General features: G+C 64.3%; 11 protein-coding genes. 2 read left to right on the plus strand and 9 right to left on the minus strand.

Annotated elements, in window-relative coordinates:
• Positions 1–14 precede the first annotated feature (14 nt).
• From drmB to GGQ63_RS18635, 9 genes are all read right to left on the minus strand, one after another.
• Positions 15–1,883 carry a DUF1998 domain-containing protein gene (gene drmB / locus GGQ63_RS18595; RefSeq protein ID WP_183858106.1) on the minus strand — a complete coding sequence of 623 codons (1,869 nt, stop codon included), beginning with the start codon at positions 1,881–1,883 and terminating at the stop codon, positions 15–17.
• Positions 1,880–5,425, minus strand: a complete 3,546-nt coding sequence (drmA, locus tag GGQ63_RS18600; RefSeq protein ID WP_183858107.1) for a DISARM system helicase DrmA — start codon at positions 5,423–5,425, stop codon at positions 1,880–1,882. Before drmA ends, drmB begins: the two co-directional genes overlap by 4 nt.
• Complete coding sequence (locus tag GGQ63_RS18605) at positions 5,422–5,937, minus strand: hypothetical protein (protein ID WP_183858108.1); 516 nt, start codon at positions 5,935–5,937, stop codon at positions 5,422–5,424. The genes drmA and GGQ63_RS18605 overlap by 4 nt, the downstream gene beginning before the upstream one ends.
• Positions 5,938–5,944: 7 nt before the next feature.
• Positions 5,945–7,060: a helix-turn-helix domain-containing protein gene (locus tag GGQ63_RS18610; protein ID WP_183858109.1), complete on the minus strand. Its 1,116-nt coding sequence runs from the start codon at positions 7,058–7,060 to the stop codon at positions 5,945–5,947.
• 77 nt (positions 7,061–7,137) lie between these two features.
• A complete protein-coding gene (locus GGQ63_RS18615; RefSeq protein WP_183858110.1) occupies positions 7,138–7,785 on the minus strand; it encodes a hypothetical protein in 648 nt (215 codons plus the stop codon).
• A gap of 12 nt (positions 7,786–7,797) precedes the next feature.
• Positions 7,798–11,829, minus strand: a complete 4,032-nt coding sequence (locus GGQ63_RS18620; protein ID WP_183858111.1) for an Eco57I restriction-modification methylase domain-containing protein — start codon at positions 11,827–11,829, stop codon at positions 7,798–7,800.
• Positions 11,830–11,834: 5 nt separating this feature from the next.
• Entirely contained in the window at positions 11,835–15,068 is a 3,234-nt protein-coding gene (drmD, locus tag GGQ63_RS18625) for a DISARM system SNF2-like helicase DrmD (RefSeq protein WP_183858112.1), read from the minus strand.
• Between the two features lie 29 nt (positions 15,069–15,097).
• Complete coding sequence (locus GGQ63_RS18630) at positions 15,098–15,610, minus strand: GNAT family N-acetyltransferase (RefSeq protein WP_183858113.1); 513 nt, start codon at positions 15,608–15,610, stop codon at positions 15,098–15,100.
• A gap of 3 nt (positions 15,611–15,613) precedes the next feature.
• A complete protein-coding gene (locus GGQ63_RS18635) occupies positions 15,614–15,916 on the minus strand; it encodes a type II toxin-antitoxin system TacA family antitoxin (RefSeq protein WP_183858114.1) in 303 nt (100 codons plus the stop codon).
• Between the two features lie 143 nt (positions 15,917–16,059).
• On the opposite strand from GGQ63_RS18635, the gene GGQ63_RS18640 reads away from it, so the two are divergent.
• Positions 16,060–16,395 carry a helix-turn-helix domain-containing protein gene (locus GGQ63_RS18640; RefSeq protein ID WP_183858115.1) on the plus strand — a complete coding sequence of 112 codons (336 nt, stop codon included), beginning with the start codon at positions 16,060–16,062 and terminating at the stop codon, positions 16,393–16,395.
• Positions 16,388–17,635: a type II toxin-antitoxin system HipA family toxin gene (locus GGQ63_RS18645; protein WP_183858116.1), complete on the plus strand. Its 1,248-nt coding sequence runs from the start codon at positions 16,388–16,390 to the stop codon at positions 17,633–17,635. Before GGQ63_RS18640 ends, GGQ63_RS18645 begins: the two co-directional genes overlap by 8 nt.
• Positions 17,636–17,736 lie beyond the last annotated feature (101 nt).

A 17,736-nucleotide genomic window follows, 5' to 3' on the forward strand; every position in this document is an offset into this window, starting at 1 on the left:
GGTTGCCGCGCGTGTCATTGATCAAAGAAGTTCGATTGATGACGCGCCATAGTCCGAACCAGGAGGCTTCTGTCGAGGAACAGGTTCCGCATCTCGCAGCTCGTTTCCGCGATAAGCAGGCACCCATGGCAAGCGGCGCCGTGGGTCGCCCGGTCGCCGCTTCGACCGTCCGGCTCATGGTCTGCACACACCGGATCATTCGAGCAGATCAGCTGCCGGTCGAGCGCATTTCGCAGAATTCTGGAGAAACGCGATGCGGCAGCAACAAGCCCGCCCAGGGTCCCCTGGGCGCCTGGGGTCGCCGTGTAGATCAGGATCCCACACCTCGCGGGGACACCGCCGTTGCGGGCGTCGCTGAGCGCGTAGATACGTTCCTTCAAAGAACTCGCAGGATATCCGCTGTCGAGGGCGATCTCGGCCATCAAGGCATGCGAGAGCGAGTGCAACAGCGTGTAGGCCGTCCCCGGATAGTTCGGAGCCCCTCCTGAAAACCTGGCCCGCCAGTGGCCGTAACCGCGAAGCAGGCTTACCTCACGGTTGACTACATCGGGGGCTTGAAGCCAGTGGTTCACTACCTGCTCGTCAATGTGGATGAAGAGCCCTTCGCCGAACTGTTCAATGGCCGGCAACCAGTCGGCTCCGCGCGAGATCGGCGCGCCGCGAACGGCCAGTTGGATGTCCTCGATATCGCCGTCCGAACTCGTGGGCGCAGCTTCAAATCGCGTGAAGCCGTACAAGCTCGACACCTCCCTCAGACGATGGACGACGACGAGGTTCTTGATGGCCGAGGTGTCGACATCGACGCTTGGGTCGACCCAAGCTGTCCGGGGAAGCGTTTCCGCGTAGAGCTTGGCTGTCGGGTGATTGTGCCCGATCTGTTGGCGACCACTCGCGAACACGTCGAATTCGGACATCTTCGGAGACCGGGCCGCATCGGCCCTTGCTCCCTCTCTGAGCCGTTTCAGGCGCTCGAATATCTCGGCATCTGGATAAGCGCCCAGTGAGACGGAAACCTTCGGGTTGAATCGTTTGGCCTGAGCGATATCCTCAACCGTCTGTACGTTCCCCAGATCTCCCGACAGCTCGTCGACCAGACGGGTCAGGTCGTCTTCCTCGCTTGGCAGTGAGATGACTGTGTAGACTTGCGGGAAGTAGGTGTTTGTGGCCGTTCGGGTGAGAAGCTTAAGATTGTCTCCGCATCCGTTGGGATCGCGATCAAGCAACCACGGCCGTTCGCCGCGGCACTTACCAAGACGCCCGGGTTGGAAGGCGTCCTGGAGCGACAGGTTTCGACCGCAGCCACACACGATGCTGGTATCTGCCGGGTCGGCGCTGGTGCCTTTCTCCTCGACCCAAAGCGGTTCGTGGCACTGGACGGCCCCATGGACGACCCATCGCCAGTCGATATCCTGCAAATGTCCCTTTTCGCAGGCGCAGACGAAGCGTATCGGCGTCACTTCCGATTTTCGTCCGTCATCGAAGACGAACTTGCGCCGCCCCCTGGTGTCGAGGTCCTGCCAACGCACGAGACGCCGTCTCCGAAGCGTTCCGGTCGCAGCAGTCGTCGCCTCGACCTGCTCGCAGACAAACCATGTCGGGAAAATTGGCGCTATAACGCCGGCCGGCATTCCCGTCGCATTGTCGGTAGCGACAGGCGGGGTACGGAGCGACAGGCTGACATTCGGGTCCAGACGCCCTTGATCCTTCAAGAGCTGTTCGAGGCGCGCCGTCAGGCGTGGCTCGGGGATCGTCGTGAAGGAGTTGGCCCGCATCTCCCAGAATTCGAGGCCTGCTACCACGACGGACCTTGTCGGCAGGTCGATCATGGCGCCGGGACCAAAGGTGGAGATCAGTTGGCTCAGACGTTGCGCGTTCTTGGTCATGCGAGATCGTCCGCATTTGCGATCTGGTTGCCCCAGGGATCCCGGACCTTGAGCGCGACACTGGGCTCCACGTCCCGCATGGACCGCCCGGCAACAAAGCGCCGATGATCTTCCGTTAGGTTAGGCAGGTCAGGCTCGAGCGGCATGTGAAGCAGGCGATGGGGGCTCTTCTTTCGAGCGTAAGCGAAGGTGTTTCCTCCCGCAGCCTGATCGTCGGCGGTCGCGATCCACGCATCGGCGATGGCGTCTATTGCAGCCACCAGAGCGGCATGGCCGCCAGCGATCATGTGCGCCGGGGCACGGGCGACAATCGCGTCACGAACGGCGGCCCGCACCGCGGGATTATCCTTGAAGGCGGTGACAGCCGTCTCCGGCGTCAGCGCGGGATCGACATGGCGTGCAGCCGCAACCACGACGGCGGCAAGAGCGCGGTCCAGCGCCCGGGCAGCCCAAGGCGTCACGCTCGTCGCTTCGACAGATCGGTAGAAGGTTCGGTGAAACTGACCGAATTGCTCGAAGTGCATGCGGTCGCGCGGCTTGTGCAGATTCAGGACCGGGACGACCAATCCCGGACGCGAAGGATCGCGCCCCACGCGGCTGGTGGCCTGGATATACTCCGCTGCGGTCTTCGGTTGCCCCTGGACGATCATGAGACCAAGGCGCGTGATGTCGAGACCGACGGAGATCATGTTCGTGGCCAGGGCGACATCGACAGGGTCTGCGCCGCTACCGAACCGCGCTTCGAGCCGCTGTTTGGCCTTGGCGACCTCGTCCGTCGACACGCGCGAGGTCAGCTCCAGAGGCTCCTTGATGGCCCGATCCGCAAACGGGTTTCCGAGCGGATCGACACGGTGCCGTTGCGTGCCGTAGCGGGCCGTTCGGTCGCGAACCTCGTCTTCGACGATCCGCCGCGCTCCGCCCAGCTCTCGCAGCGCGTTGAAGTAGCAAACCGCCGTCATGTACGGATCGGCGGGATTGGCGCTCCCGCCAACGACAGGACCGTTGGCGTCGAACACAGACTGCGCCGCCGCAAGCAGAGTCGTGAGGGATCGCAGGAAGACGAGCTTCGGTCCCCGACCCTGAGCAGCGATGCCCATGTACATCCGGGCCGGGTCCTTCGTTGCCGGCACGGTGCGGGCGAAAAAGCTGTCGGTGCGATCGATGCCGGACGGCGGGAAGATGCTCGTGGTCCGGCGATCGAACAGGGCCTCGATCTGGTCCGTGGCCCGGCGCACCGTCGCGGTCGAAGCGACGATCTTCGGCCGCACGACTCTCTCGCCGTATCGACGGGACGCCAACTGATCGATCGCCGCTTCGTAGAGTCCCGCAACCGTTCCGAGAGGGCCGGAAATGAGGTGAAGCTCGTCCTGGATGATCAGGTCTGGCGGGTCGAGCGACCAGCCGTTGCCCAAGGGCCGCCCCTGGCCTGGTTCAGCCGCGCCGTAGAAGCCGACGCCGTCCTCGAAGCGATCTACATGCCCGAAGAAGGCGCCAGTCTCGCCGACCCAGGGCAAGGCCGCGAACTTGTCCACCGTCGCGATCAGGAACGCGGGAAGGCGCCGATAGATCGGCTCATCGACGGTAAGGACTGGAAGCGGTCGGTTGCGGCTGAAGTCGCAATTTGCGTTGGCGCACCGGATCTCGAGGTTGGTCGGCGCGTGCTCGTTGGGCATGCAGGCGAAGGACGACGGAGTGAACTCCGTGCCACACCATGGACATGCCTTCAGCGGCGCCGGGGCGCGTTTGTCGCGGCCGTTCCGGAAACGCCTTACGCGACCGACGGCTGTGCTCTCGTCCGACTTGCCACGCCCCCCGAGCCTGTTGGGTGACGCATCCGAACCGACCCACAGGCCGATCTCGATCGGCCAATCGCCGAGCAAGCGCCTGCTTTGCTCGTCGATGTTGGCAGGATCGGTCCGCATCAATTCTAGGGCGCACACCACACCAGCGGCACGAGTCAACTGATCGAGCGTGAGCAGCCGCAGCGTGTAGCGCATGATGACGGCCACACCGGCTCCAAGCACACCCCCGCTCGTCAGTCGCCGGTAGGCGATGACGAAGGCGGCGAGGCCAAGATAGGCTTCCGTCTTGCCGCCGCCCGTGGGGAAGAAGAGGAGATCGGCGATTTCCCGGTCGGGGTGAGCCCGATCCGCCAGCCCCGAGATATTGAGCAGGATGAAGGCAAGCTGGAAAGGCCGCCATTGCGGCGCAGGCACAGACAAGGGGTCGCCGAAGGCACCTGCCGTTCGCCGGCGCGCAGCCATGGCGACGGCCAGATTCATGAAGCGGAACGCCGTCCGCGCCTTCGCATTCTGCGCCAAGACCTGAATGCCATCGGCGATGCGGTTCTTCGCTGTCTCCATCTCGGAGATCAGGCGTTCGCCCGTTTCCCGCCGACGCTGGGGCAAAGACACCAGCTTGTGGCGTTCCGCATCGATCCAGAGCCCGTAGAGCTTCGGAAGCTCGGCGAGCGCCTGCACAAGAGTAGCGCCGCCGGCGTCGGCAGCTTGCGCCAACGCTTCCATGCCGAACGTCACGCGCGCTTTCAGCTCTGCGTCCTCGTTGGGCGCAACGCGCTCAACTTCGGCCGTCGGCAGCGGATCGGTCCAAACTCGCGTGACTGGACCATTCGCGTCCTGATGGGTCTCCCAGCCCGCGGCTGCGTTGCGCCCCACCGCCCACTCGAAGACGTCGCGGTAGTGAAGGTCCGCGATCCGCAGATCCCAATCTTGCGCGCGGTATCCCGACAGGTCGCGACGCGGCCGGAAGCCTTGCTCGCAATGGAGTTCGAGCCGCGCCTGAAAGGCGTAGCTGACGTCGGAGTAGAACCGATGCACCGTCGCGCGGCGATTCACCAGGAACACGGTCAGCGCCCGAACCTGCTCGGTATGGCCTTCCGGCGTCTCGTAGCTGAACAGCCGAGAATGCGTTTCCAACGTCAGCCCGCCACCGCGCCGCTGCTCAGCGGCGCTTTCGGGGACAAGCACGGGCTCGCCTCGACCATCGCGGATTTGCAGCCGAACGGTCCGCTCCTTCGGTGTGCGCACCCAATCCACCATCGGCCGTGTCGCCCGCTTCGGCATTCCGTCTTCACCGATCTCCTCGGGAAGCGGCTCCGGCAGCAGCACAGTCTCCGGTAGCGGAGGCTCCGTCCGGTAGTCTCCCCAGGAAACGCGGGCCTCGATCTCCGTGACGTCGGGCGAGAGCAGCACCGTCAGCCCGACGGACGACGGCAGGAATCGGCGCCTGGTGTTCGGCGTCTCCGGCTCCTCATTGTCGCCGGCCGCGCCTCCGGAGCCGTCGGTGTCGGACTCCTCGACGTCGATCTCCATCTCCTCCTGGGCCGACGGATCGTCGTCCTCATCCTCGCCTTCGAGACCGAGCGGATCTTCGGCCGGCGCAAGGAAGCCGGTCAGATACCAGCGCGAGGGGCTCTCGTTCAGCCGCTCGGTCGCAAGATCGGCATCCTGCGGACCGGGACCGATGAGATCGCGGCGAAACAGATCGACGAGGTGGGCGCGAATATCGACCGAGCTTGTCATGGCCGGCCCGCTCCTTCCGAAAGGACGAGCTCGCCGAGAGTCTTCTCCAGCCACTTGCTCGTATACGCCAGCTTCAGGGGCTCCTTCGGCCGGTAGCCCGCTTCCTGGAGAAGCCGCTCCAGTGCGACGAGCCGATCACGATAGCCGAGGCGGACGCCGAAGCGCAGGCTAGCCTTGTCCGGCCCGCACAGAACCCAACCGTCGGTCCGCGTCAGCGTATGCGCCCAGAGCGAGCGCTCGCCGATGTCCAGCGCAATGTCGGGCGCTCTGACGACCGCCGCCGCGATCTCGAGGTCTCCGGGCGCATGAACCGCCTTCAGCGACGCTCGCAAGGCCTTCGCATCAATCTGCTGCTCCGCCCGTCGACGCTGAAAGCCCGTCTGGGTTTCGATCACGCAGTCCTCCACCGTCTCGACCGGATAGCCGCCCGCGAGCGCCGCCCACGCCCCGATCCGGTGGGATTCGAGAATGACGTTCGTGTCGACCAGAACGGGGCCGCGATGTCGCGCCATGGCCGCCTCATAGCTCGGCCGGGGGCTCGACCCCGTGCGCAACGAAGAGGTCCGTCAAATCCTCGACAGTGAGATCAAGCAGACCTGCGGCGCGACGGGTGGATATCCGGCCTTCGTCGACCGCCAGGCCGATCACCTCCATGAAAGGCTTCGAGAAAAGAAGCGGCGGAACGGCCTTGGGCGCTTCGCGCCCGACGTGTCCGTTATTCCGCAATGCCGCGTCGGAGATCGCGCGTGCGCGCGCCGGCTTCAGCCAGTCGAGCGCGACCAGCCGCCATTTCAGCGCGGACGCCGTCACCAGCAATTCATCGGCGGCGGCGTTGAGCCGGGCGATGAGGTCATCGTCGCCAAGCTCCGCCCATTCGCCATAGCGCGCGAGCGCGGCCTTCGGCATCAGCACTGCCGACGCGAAATTGTTGGCGAGCTGCTCGACGCGGTTGCCGCCGACCTCCTTGGCCTCCTCCGAGTGCTCAGGCGGCATCGCGTCCCAAGTGAGGATGTGGAACAGCTCGTGCGCCAAGTCGAAGTGGCGTCGGCCCGCCACCTCGTGACGGTTAATCAGCACCACGTCCAGCTCCGGCAAGCGGCAGGCGGCGCCCGAGATTCCCTCGAAGGCATCGACCATGAGCACGAGAATTCCCAGCTCGCGCTCCATCACCTCGGCCAGACGCCGGGCCGGCACCTCACCAAGATCGAACTCGGCGGCGAAGCGCTCGCCCGCCTCCATCGCATCCTCGAAACGCGAATGGCGCGTCAGGCCGAGGGCGCGACGCAGCAGCGGGCTCGCCCGCCCGACCTGGGGAGCAATCGCCCGGAAAGCCGCGATCCATCGGCCTGCATTGCGCTCATAGGCGCCGAGGACGCCCGAGCCGACATTGGTCTGTCGCCAGGAGAAGCGGCCCTCTCCGACCAGCAGGAAGGGGTCGGTGAAATAGTCGAGCGGCACCCCGAGCTTCTCGACGGCGAGCAGAAGCTCGTCCGCTGTGACGCGGCGCTCTCCGGTTTCGATGGCTGAGACCGTCTGCCGGTCCTTGAAGCCAAAAAGGCGAGCAAGGTCGTCCTGGGAGAGCTTGCGCTCCTCCCGCAGGGCCTTGATCCGCGCGCCAATGAGTTGCGTCGCCATGGGAACCTCCACGGCGCAGATATAATCTTGCGGACTGCCGTTTGCAAGATTTTATTGCGGGCGCTCACCCACCCCGTCTAGGCCGTCTCCTCGATCCGCGCCGTACCCGCCTCCTGCTCGAAATAACGGTCCCCACCGCTCAGCGCCTTGCAGAAGAGATCGGCAAGGGTGCCTCCCATCCGGCGCATGTCGGCGTGGAAAAGGTCGAGCGTCAGTCTGCGCGCCGCGCCTCGTTCGGCCTCGAACACGATACGAAAGCCGGCAAGCAGCGTGTTTCCAGTGCGCGGCGACACCTTGTGCATGGGACAGATGGTCCGGCCGTCGCCGTGCGCGAGCGCATCGCGAAGCCATTTGAAGAAGTCTTCTGCGGTCATGGTCTCGAAGTCATCGTTGACCCGACGCTGGCGCTTGGCCGGACCGTCATCGCCGTCGACCAAGGCGATCCGTGGTATGATCTGCGTGAGGCTCCAGGGCGCTTCCGTGATCAGCTTCCCACGCATCGCCTCGCGCACATCGTGCGCGAGATGGTCCGCCGGATTGTCCCAGTTGCCCCGCACGCCATGATTCCCCGCCACCCATGCCCGGTTCTTGGTCCACAACAACACGCTGCTGAAGAGCGCGAAGCTCTGCGTCACGTTGAACGTCGTCTTCGGCGGTTCATCGAGCATTGCCTTTAGACGGTTCACGATTGCCCATTCGACATGCTCGTCAGAGATTCCCCCCATGGGCCGCCTCCATCATGACGCTTCTTCTTCGCTTTCCAATTCTTCGTCGTCCTGGTCAGCGGCCACGATCAGACCGGCGGCGCGCTCGGCTTCGGCGCGTTCAGCGTTGAGCGCGAGGAGACGGGTGAGGACTTCGTCGCGGAAGTCGGAGGGCCAAAAGAGGCGGCCCTGATAGGTGTGGTCGTCCTCGTTGGTCTCGTCGAGGAAGATCGGCGCGGCGCGTTCGGCGAGATCATGCCAGCCATAGGCTTCGAGCACCGCGCGATCCATCGCCGCGTGCAGCTCGCGCAGGCGAACGATGTCTGTGGCTGCCTCAGTCCGGTCGTGGAAGCGATTGTAGGTCTTCGTCATGCCCTCGTTGCGGGCGATCATCAGCGCGGCACGGTGGTCGTGATAGGCTCGGCCAGCGGCTTCGAGGGCCGGCGAAGTCTCAAAACCTTCCGGTAAGGGAAAAGTCTCAAAGCAGTCAGACGGTGCGTAGCGAAGATCGTCCTTCATCGAAGACGAGAAGAAGCGCGCCCAGACCTCGTGTGGCCGAGATTGGATAACGGAAAACGGCGCCAGGTTTGAAAAGGCGACCACGTTATGAGGAGCGCCGGTCACTACACCTGCATTTATGAATGTTACCAAAAGATGAGGTGAAAGGTTCGGAATGAATATGTAACGCCTCAGCCCTCCAATCGTGCGGTTCAATTCCTTTCTGTAGGCACCCCAACGCCACCAATATTTTGCGACAGTTTTGTTCCAAGCGTTAGATGGAGGCAGCTTAATTCGCTGAGGCTTTATTCGTCGATCCACAATCGCTAGCAAATCGGGCCAGTCCTCGGCGACTTCATCGGGATAGTCACTTGGCACAACCCCACTGCGCAGCCATTCTCGGCGGCGTTCTTCGCAAGCTTCGGTACCTTCGTTCATAAACCACGATCCCAACGCGGAATCACGGCGTAGCGGATAGTCGGCGAAGTCGATCACATACCGATGGTGCGCATGCGTCGGAGAGGTGTTGACCTCCTCTCCGCCGATATAGGGAAAGATGCGCTCGGCGTTGCGCTGGTCTTTGGCAACCAGCGCGCGCATCTCATCGAGACTTTCGGATTCTCCTTTGGCCGCAGAGATGTCGTCGAAAGTAAAGCCTGCTCCCAAGATGTATGAACCGATGAACGCTCTTCGTGCGTTTTCCGCCAGGCGCTCCGGCGCGCGGTCGAGATCGCCTTCGACCAAATAAGCAGAAATGCGCCGCACCTGCCTTCCGTCGAGACTCGGCGACTGAGCAGCGCCTTTGACGAGATGCACAACGCTGACCACTACCGCCGCCTCGCCCGGCCATTTCAGCCGCCTTGTCGCGCGGGCGATCGCACCACCTTCGGCAATGATCGCGGCTAGGCCAGTGTCACGGGTATCGCCCTGGCCGATGGTGTTCGTCGCGATCAGGCCGAATACGCCTGCGTGCCTCAACAGCCCGAACGCACGCCGGAAGAAATGCGCCACCAGATCGGCGTTGCCGTGCGCACGTTCGTGCAACGTTTGCAGCCAAGGCAGGTAATTCTTCCGGTTGCCTGCGATGATCGTGTTCTTGCCGGCGAAGGGGGGATTGCCGATGATCGCATCGAAACCAGGGTTATCACGCGAAAAGACCTCTGGATACTCGATCGTCCAATGAAAGGGGCAAAGCGGATGTTCGCTCATCAAAAGTTCATCCGAGAACCAGGCGGCTTTTTCCATCCAGTCGCGTGATCCGAGATTGTTTTGAACGAGCTTCTGGAATTCGACGAGTGCCTCGATCCTCTTCCTCGGCTTGTCCGCGAAGAAGAATGCGGCGATGACGCCGTCACCGATCAATCGTGCAACTTCGAGCTTCGCATCAACCGATTTGAGCTGCGGTCTTAGCTCGGCCTCGGTTGCCCACTCAGCTTCTTCGCGAATGCGCGCGCGGCCTTGCTCCGCGTCACGCAAATGGTCGCCCACGAGCTTACCGACGAAAGTCGGCGGCTTGGTCGTGTCCCAATGGGTCGCTGCGATCTGCTCCCTAGTCAGCCCCACCAGGCTGTCGCCGCATTTCAGCGCATGGTCGAGGAATGTGAACTCGTGGTCCTTCGCCAGCGTCGCGAGCCACAGCGACAGCTTCGCCAGATCGACCGCGCGCGGGTTCTTGTCGACACCGTAAAGGCAACGCTGCGCGACCAGGCGGCGGGCATGCAGTTCCTCGTCCTCATCTGCCGGAATGACCGGCCGCGTCTCGGGCCAGCGCGCCCATGCCGCCACCAGCCGGGACGCGATGGCGCGGCAAGCCTCGACCAGGAAGGCGCCTGAACCCATCGCCGGATCGCAGACCTTCAGATCGAGAATCTGATCCGGCGTGGCATCCGGTCCCAGCCGCTCGAAGGCCGGCTCCAGCGCATGGGCAACGATCGGCTGGGTGAGGCTCCGGGGCGTATAGTGGCTGCCGGTGCGGCGGCGCTCGCCGGTCGGCTGGAGGATCGGCGTTCCGGCCGGCGCCATGACATGGCGCGGCGACCCGCGCTCGTCCACCATGCCCTCGAAAGCCGCGGCCAGTTCCTCGACGCTCTTCGCCGCCTCGACAGGCTTCGCTTGCGCGGCCGTGAGAGAGCGGCCGACATTCTCCTTCAGGTCTTTGATCCTGTCCTTGCCCTTGCGGGCCAGCAGCTCGTCGAGCGCCACGAACACCGGCGTCCGGTTGTTCTTGCCGGCCTTGATGGCGAGCACGCTGCTCTTGGCCGCCTCGACGGTGAAGCCCATCACCGTCTCATAGACCGAGCCGATCTGCTCGACATCCAGCGTGCGGTAGGACAGGCGTTGGCGCTCCTGGCCGCGCAGTTTCAGGGTCATCAGCCCTTCGAGGATGCGCAGGATGCAGCCGTCCGACACGCTCAGGATGCGGGGCGCGTCATCCCTGGTCTTGCGGCCTTCCAGAAAGAGAAACTCGTCCGGATCGAACAGCTTCCCGCCGCGCGCCTGGACGAAATGCGAACGATGCCCCTTGTGGATCAGCCGGAAGAGCGCGAGCAATTGCCCCCAGCCGCCGCGCCGCTCGTTCATCGTGTCGGGGTTGAGCGCGGCATCCTCGGCGAGCCTCGCGTACAGGCCGCGGACCGAGTAGCTGGTCTCGTAGATCGCCCGCGCTCGGGCATCGGCGCGCGATGGCAGCAGATCGCGATCCTCGGCGTAAAGGATGAAGACCAGCCTCATGAGGACCGTCAATAGCCCCTCATAGAGGTGGCCGGGATTCGAGCGCGCCAGGTCCCGGATCAGATCGGCATCGGCCGCGTCGAGACCGCGGAGCAGCTCGTGCAGCGCGCCGAGGACTTGGCCGGCGAGTTCGGTCGAGACCGACGCCTGGGCGTCGCGGCTCTTCTTCAGGAGAGCCGGAAGGCGGTGTGTATCAGCGGCCGTGAACAGAGACGAGCTATCGAGGAGAAGCTTCAGCCCGCCGAGCATCGGTCGCCCGGCCACCATGCCGAGCGGGCGCAGCGGGAAGGACAGATAGCCCGATGTCTCGCCACGCGGGGCATAGACGAGGCGCAGTTCCCGGTCAGTGATCAGCAGGCCGGCAAAGACGCCGGTGTCTCTCAGCAGGCGCTCGAAGCGCTGATGCGGCGAGGCTTCCCAACCATCGAGCTGGGCGCGGCCATCCGGCTCGGTGCCCGCCACCTCGATGCGGACGAGAAGCTGCCACGGCTGGCCGTTCTGGCCGAGTTCGGCGACTGCCCAGGTTGGCGCCAGCGTCGTTCCGTGCTCGGGCAGGCTCACAAGCAGCGTGTCCGGCAATTCCGGTCCGCCTGGCGCTCCTGCCACATGGGCGGCGTTCCAGCCGAGCACCTTCTCCATGAAAGTCCAGGGATCGGGCAGCGCCGGCCCGGACACATCCGGATTGAGGTGTTCGGCGGCTTCGGCCGTGTCGACGGGGCTCTGATGCAGCGGCGTCAGGCCCAGTTCCTTGAGAACGCTGGGTGCTACGACCAGCCCGACCGGCTGGACGTGATCGAGCCATTCGATGTCAGGATCGCGGTAGAGAACGTCAGCCATCGCGCTCACCCCGACACCGGCCAGAGATAGACGATGCCGACCGGCTCCAACCGATGGGCCTTCACCTCATAGGATTCGCGCAGACGTTTCGGCTCGTCGCGAAGCTCCTGTTCGAGGCGTGCGAGGCGCGTTTGCCAGTGCCGCCGGTCGGCTTCGCGCTCGCGCCGTTCTTCGGGCACGAGGTCGAGGGTGAGCTGATCGGGATTGAACTCCTTCGAGGCTCTACCAATCCTATCCCGCTGCTGCTCCAGCAAGCTCGCTAACGACCGCGCCTCCTCATCTCCACGCTTAGCGAGTTGTGTCTTGACGGCGGCAAGGCGTTCCTTGGCGATGGCTTCGAGGGCGGGGGTCAAGTCGGCGATGTCCTGGGAGACGAGCGTCTGAATTCGTGCGATCGCCGCCGCGGGGGCTTCGCGCGCGGTGCGCAGCGCGTCTTCAAGCTGATTCAGCGTTCTTTCCTCCCCGCTCTCTCCCAGCGTTCGGAGCGGCTTTCGGCCCCGTTCGGATTCCGTCCAGATGGCCGTGATCGGGATTATCTCCTCATGCAGCCGGGCCGCGCCGGCGCCATAGACGGCCAGGCGGCCCATCAGCACGACACGCGGTTGCGCGCCTGGGCCGGTGATGACTGAGAATCGCGACAGATTCGACTGGAACCCCTGACTGAGAAAACGCGAAATGAGACGCCGGACCAGGCGATGCTCCAGATGCACCTGCACGACGTCGGTGGCGTCGCGCCCGTCGTCGAGAACTGGGGGCTCGAAAGCGATAGATCGGATCGAAGCGTTGCGCCGCCAATCGCCGAGCCGCTCGCCGCGCTTGCGCGGCCGAACCCGCAGGTCGTCGAAGGCGTCGTCCCACCCGGCGTCCCTGGAGAAAGCGGGATCGGACGGATCCAGCCGATAGGTCACGGTCCTGCCAACGCTCTCGCCGCGCGCACTATTGAGGGCGAAGCCTGCCCGCGACAACGCCGCGGCAGCGACCCGCTCAAGATCGTCGGGATCGACGCCAACCCTTTCCCGGGAGCGTTCGAGGATCCGCCTCAGATCGTCCTGTTCCTTCAAAAGACGCTCGTGGCGGACCTTCTCCTCATCGTCCATTTCGGACTGGGCCTTGCCGAGCCGCTCCGTGTCGTTCTCTTCGGAGATCGCGCGAGCGAGCGCCTTCCCCTGTCCGCGCCCGATGCCGTCTTCGGCCAGCCGCTTGGCGATGCGGTCCTCGATAACCTGGCCGACCGAGCCGAGTTCCTCGCGAATGGTCTCGGTCTTCCAGACCAACGCATCGAGAACGATGTCCGCCTCGCGCTGCTCGTATCGGAAATAGCGGCAGAAGACCTGCTTCGCAGGCTGGAGCTTGCGATCGATGCGGCCGTTCCGCTGCTCCAGGCGTGATGGATTCCACGGCAGATCGAAATGCAGGAGATCCGAGCAGTAGGATTGAAGGTTGATGCCCTCCCGTGCTGCGTCGGTGCAGATCAGAATCCGCAGGGGCTCACTATCGGGATCGGCGTTGAAGGCGTGCTTGATCTGCTCGCGGCGATCCGACCCCGTGGCACCGCTGAAGACGCCGATCCGATCGTCAATGCCGTCGGTATCGGCCAGCCGTTCCCGCAACCGCCTTTCCAGCCAGCGCCTCGTATCCTCCCACTCGGTGAAGATGATCAGCCGGCGCCGATTCCACTGTTGGCCGTCCAGCATAGACTTGCGGATCCACTCAACCAGCCAGTTCACGCGCGCGTCAGGCCGCGCGGCGTGCTTTTCGGCCAGCGCGAGCATCTCGTCGACAACCGCCAGTTCGGCGCGCAGGTCCTCCAGCGTGGCGTCGACGACGCCGGCCGCGGAAGCGGTGGCGGCTTCCGCGTCTTCGTCGGCGGCCATTGCCTTTTCCGCGTCTTCCTCTTCTAGGCCCAGCTCGGCGTTGTCCTCCGGTGTCGGCGCGGCCACGAACGCGGTCGCGGCCGCCGTCGCGCGAGCGACCTCTTCACCATTAAGCACCTTTTGTAGGGTGACGCGGTGGGTCTTCAGCGTTCGAGCGAAGGCGGCAATCGACGACAGAAGCCTCTGTTGAAGGCCGACAAAGGCTAGCTTGGCGAGTGCCGCCTTCTGACTGCTCAGCTTTGCTATACGCTTCATGCGCAGCTCGCCATAGGCGGCAAGCAGTCGTGCGAGCGCCAGTTCGGGAGCGTCCTCCGGCAGTCCGTCAATCGAGATCGGCTCGATGACCCGTTCCGGAAATGCCTCGCCGAGACGGCGGAGATCGGCCTTCAGCCGACGGACCATGACCGGCTCGAGATCGCGCGGCCGGACCTCGACGCCGCGCGTGAAGCGCTGTGGGTCGAGCATCTCGAGAAGAGCGGAGAAGCTGTTGGAGTGCCCGTTATGGGGTGTGGCGGTCAGGAACAGCCGATGCTCGAAGCGCTCCGCGAGCTCCCTGACCGCTTTCGTGAGCTGGCTTGAGATGGCGTATCGCGTGCCTGCCGATGGAGCGGCGTGGTGGGCTTCGTCCAGGATGAACAGAGCCCGCGTACGAAACTCCCCAAGGACATCGCGTAGGCCCCCGGCATAGGTCTCGTCGGTCAGCAGGCGATGCGACACGATAAAACGTGACCCCGTGGTCCACGGATTTACGGAGAACCCCCGTAAGCGCCGCAGCTCGCTGATGCGGTCCCTGTCTATGATCTCGAACGAAAGACCGAACTTCGCCTCCAGCTCGTCCTTCCACTGCACCGTCATCGCCGGCGGCGCCGCGATCACGATGAAGTCCACCCGCCGTCTGAGCAGGAGTTCCCGCGCGACAAGGCCCGCTTCGATCGTCTTGCCGAGACCGACATCGTCGGCGATCAGCAGATTGACGCGCGGCAGACGCAGCGCCTTGCGCAGAGGGAGAAGCTGATAGGCGTCGAGCCTGATGCCCGCGCGGAACGGCGCTTGCAGCAAATCCCGATCGGCGGCTGTCGCGGACCGCCATCGGATTGCCCGGATATGCGCGGCCAGAACGTCCGCGCTGTCTGGATTGCCGACGCCGACACTTGCCCATCGATCCTCATCGAGGATCCTCCTGGCAATCTCAGCATCCCATAGAATGTCGAGGTGTTCGCCTTGAGCATCATCTGAAATGCAGGATAAGCTGAGCGTAGGCAGGTCGCCGTCATCACCAAGCAACGCCTCCACAAGCCACGGCTTGCCCCGCACTTCGACAAAGGCGCCCTGCTCAACTTCTATGTGCGAAGGTCTATCGATCATTATTACTTCCCCGTGCCCCGAAATTTTTCTTATTCGAACAGCCGCCGGATGTCTGCCATCGGCCTGAACAGCTTCGTGGGCTGGTCCAGCAATGGCAGGAAACTCTCCAGTTCATAGAAGCGACGGGCACCCTCATCTTTCGCATCGACGATCACCGCGAAGGAGGCGACCTCGCTTCGGGAGGCGCGGTAGAGAGCGTCGGCCAGCAGGAAACGCCCATAACCCTTCCCCTGTTGGCGGCGATCGACGGCCAGCCGACCCAGAAGCGTCGCCGGCACGAGCGGGTATCGCGGGAGCTTGCGCACTATCTGCGCTGGCAGTTCTGAGAGCTGCACCGATGTCGAAGAGAGCGTGTAGTAGCCGGCGATAGTCTCATCTGGCAGCACCAGGACGAAGGGCGCAGCCATATTCTTCCGCGCGTCCTGGCCCGCTTGTGTCCGGAAATATCGGTCCAGCGGCTCTACGCCGCTCTCGAACCTCGATCGGTCATGGCTCGATGCCAGCGGCTCGACGCGGAGCTTTTCGTCTCTTCCAGCAGGCACTTGTCAAACGCCGGCCCGCTCACGGTAGCGGCGCACCGTGTCGCGCAGACGATCATTGACTGGCTTCGGGTTCAGCAGCGCGTCAACGAAGGCCTCGCTGTCGCGGACGGAGAGAGCGAGCTGGTTGTGTTCCTCGATAGCGCGGCGGGCCGCATCCTGTACGCTGGTCAGCACGAAGTCTGTCACGGTCCGCCCTTGGAGGGCGGCGGCACGTTCGATTAGACTCTTCTGTTCCGAGGTTACACGAGCCTCCAAGCGCTCTGCTCGGGCGCGCCCTCTGGTTGATCTGGATGCTGCATTGGGCATGGCTTTTCTCCTGACCTAATGTACGGCCAATACCCGGCCACTTCAAGTGGACGGGCTCCTATGAGCCAGACCCGCCCCTACATGGTAGATAAATTGTAATCTTCGTGCTACGTAATGGGTGTCTTAGACGCACGAAGAGCACAATGCCGACACCTCATCACCCTCCCGCCGCTGTGCGGCGCGTCCTACGGAAGCTGGGCGCGGATATCCACGATGCCCGTCGTCGCCGACGGCTGCCGATGGCCGTCGTGGCGGAGCGCGCGTTCACGTCCCGCTCGACATTGCAAAGGGTAGAAGCCGGCGACGCAAATGTCAGCATCGGCATCTATGCTGCCGTCCTGCAGGCGCTTGGCCTGCTCGATGGCCTCGGCGAGATCGCCGACATCAGCCGCGACAGCATCGGCCAGGCCTTGGCCAGCGCGGAGCTGCCGAAGCGCGTCCGTCTCAAGCGCGCCCCGGGGTCGACCGATCATGGCTGACATCGAAGTCCATATCGATCTCGAAGGGCGTACCCGTCCGGTCGGCCTGGCGCGCAGCAACAAGGTGCGGGGCAACGAGACCGTCGTGTTCGAATACGCGCCGGAATGGCTCGCCGATCCGGACCGTTTCTCGATCGAGCCTGCCCTTGCATTGACCCGCGGCGGCTTCGCGCCGCCGGCCGGACAGGCCATCTTCGGATCCCTCGGCGACTCGGCCCCCGACACTTGGGGGCGCCGCCTCATGCAGCGCGCCGAGCGGCGCCTCGCCGAGCGCGAAGGCCGCGCGGTCAGAACTCTTGCCGAGAGCGACTATCTTCTCGGCGTCGCCGATGAGACCCGTCTTGGCGCGCTCCGCTTCCGCTGGGCAGGCGATGATGTGTTTCAGGCGCCGCTTCGCGCGGGCGTGCCCGCCCTGATCGAGCTCGGGCGCCTCCTCGCCGTGACGGAGCGCGTTCTTCGCGACGAGGAGACGGACGAGGATCTCCAGCTCATCTTCGCACCCGGATCGTCGCTTGGAGGTTCACGCCCCAAGGCGTCGGTCATCGATCAGCACGGCCGCCTCTCCATCGCGAAGTTCCCCAAGGAAACCGACGACTACAGCTTGGAGACCTGGGAGGAGATCGCCTTGCGCCTGGCGGCGCGCGCCGGCATCGCCACGCCCTCCCACGAATTGCTGCGGGTCGGCGGAAAGGCGGTGCTCCTGTCTCGGCGCTTCGATAGGGACGCTGCCAATCGCATCCCGTTCCTCTCCGCCATGGCCATGACCGGATCGAAGGACGGCGAGCGCGGCAGCTATCCCGAAATCGTCGATGCGTTGACGCGCCACGGGGCGCAAGCGAAGACCGACGCGCAGGCGCTGTACCGTCGCGTCGTCCTCAATGTGCTGATCTCGAATGTGGATGATCACCTGCGCAACCATGGCTTCCTATGGCTTGGCAAGGCGGGCTGGTCACTCTCCCCCGTCTATGACCTCAACCCCGTCCCTACCGACCTTAAGGCCCGCGTGCTGACGACGAACATCGATCTAGACGAAGGCACCTGCTCGATCGATCTCCTCGAGGCGGCCTCGGAGTACTTCGGCCTCGGCCTCGCGGCGGCACGCGCCATCATCAAGGACGTCGCGGCCGTGACGGCGACCTGGCGGGCGACCGCGAAAGAGGCCGGCGCCCGGCCCGCCGAGATCACCCGGATGGCCAGCGCTTTTGAGCACGGCGATCTCAAGCGGGCGTTGGCGCTGTGACGCGAACCTTCATCCATAGCTTTCGGTCCAGCAGCGGCGAGCCCCGTCGCTGGCCCGACCGTCGATCTGGAGGTTTCCGAGATCGAGGACGCCGGCATCCG

The sequence above is a fragment of the Prosthecomicrobium pneumaticum genome (genome assembly GCF_014199915.1).
Classification (GTDB): Bacteria; Pseudomonadota; Alphaproteobacteria; order Rhizobiales; family Kaistiaceae; genus Prosthecomicrobium; species Prosthecomicrobium pneumaticum.

Bases quoted from the DNA above. Each gene is read 5' to 3' on its own strand.
- drmA (WP_183858107.1), bottom strand. From the start codon at position 5,425: ATGACAAGCTCGGTCGATATTCGCGCCCACCTCGTCGATCTGTTTCGC.
- GGQ63_RS18610 (WP_183858109.1), bottom strand. From the start codon at position 7,060: ATGGCGACGCAACTCATTGGCGCGCGGATCAAGGCCCTGCGGGAGGAG.
- GGQ63_RS18645 (WP_183858116.1), top strand. From the start codon at position 16,388: ATGGCTGACATCGAAGTCCATATCGATCTCGAAGGGCGTACCCGTCCG.
- GGQ63_RS18605 (WP_183858108.1), bottom strand. From the start codon at position 5,937: ATGGCGCGACATCGCGGCCCCGTTCTGGTCGACACGAACGTCATTCTC.
- drmB (WP_183858106.1), bottom strand. From the start codon at position 1,883: ATGACCAAGAACGCGCAACGTCTGAGCCAACTGATCTCCACCTTTGGT.
- GGQ63_RS18635 (WP_183858114.1), bottom strand. From the start codon at position 15,916: ATGCCCAATGCAGCATCCAGATCAACCAGAGGGCGCGCCCGAGCAGAG.
- GGQ63_RS18640 (WP_183858115.1), top strand. From the start codon at position 16,060: ATGCCGACACCTCATCACCCTCCCGCCGCTGTGCGGCGCGTCCTACGG.
- GGQ63_RS18620 (WP_183858111.1), bottom strand. From the start codon at position 11,829: ATGGCTGACGTTCTCTACCGCGATCCTGACATCGAATGGCTCGATCAC.
- drmD (WP_183858112.1), bottom strand. From the start codon at position 15,068: ATGATCGATAGACCTTCGCACATAGAAGTTGAGCAGGGCGCCTTTGTC.
- GGQ63_RS18615 (WP_183858110.1), bottom strand. From the start codon at position 7,785: ATGGGGGGAATCTCTGACGAGCATGTCGAATGGGCAATCGTGAACCGT.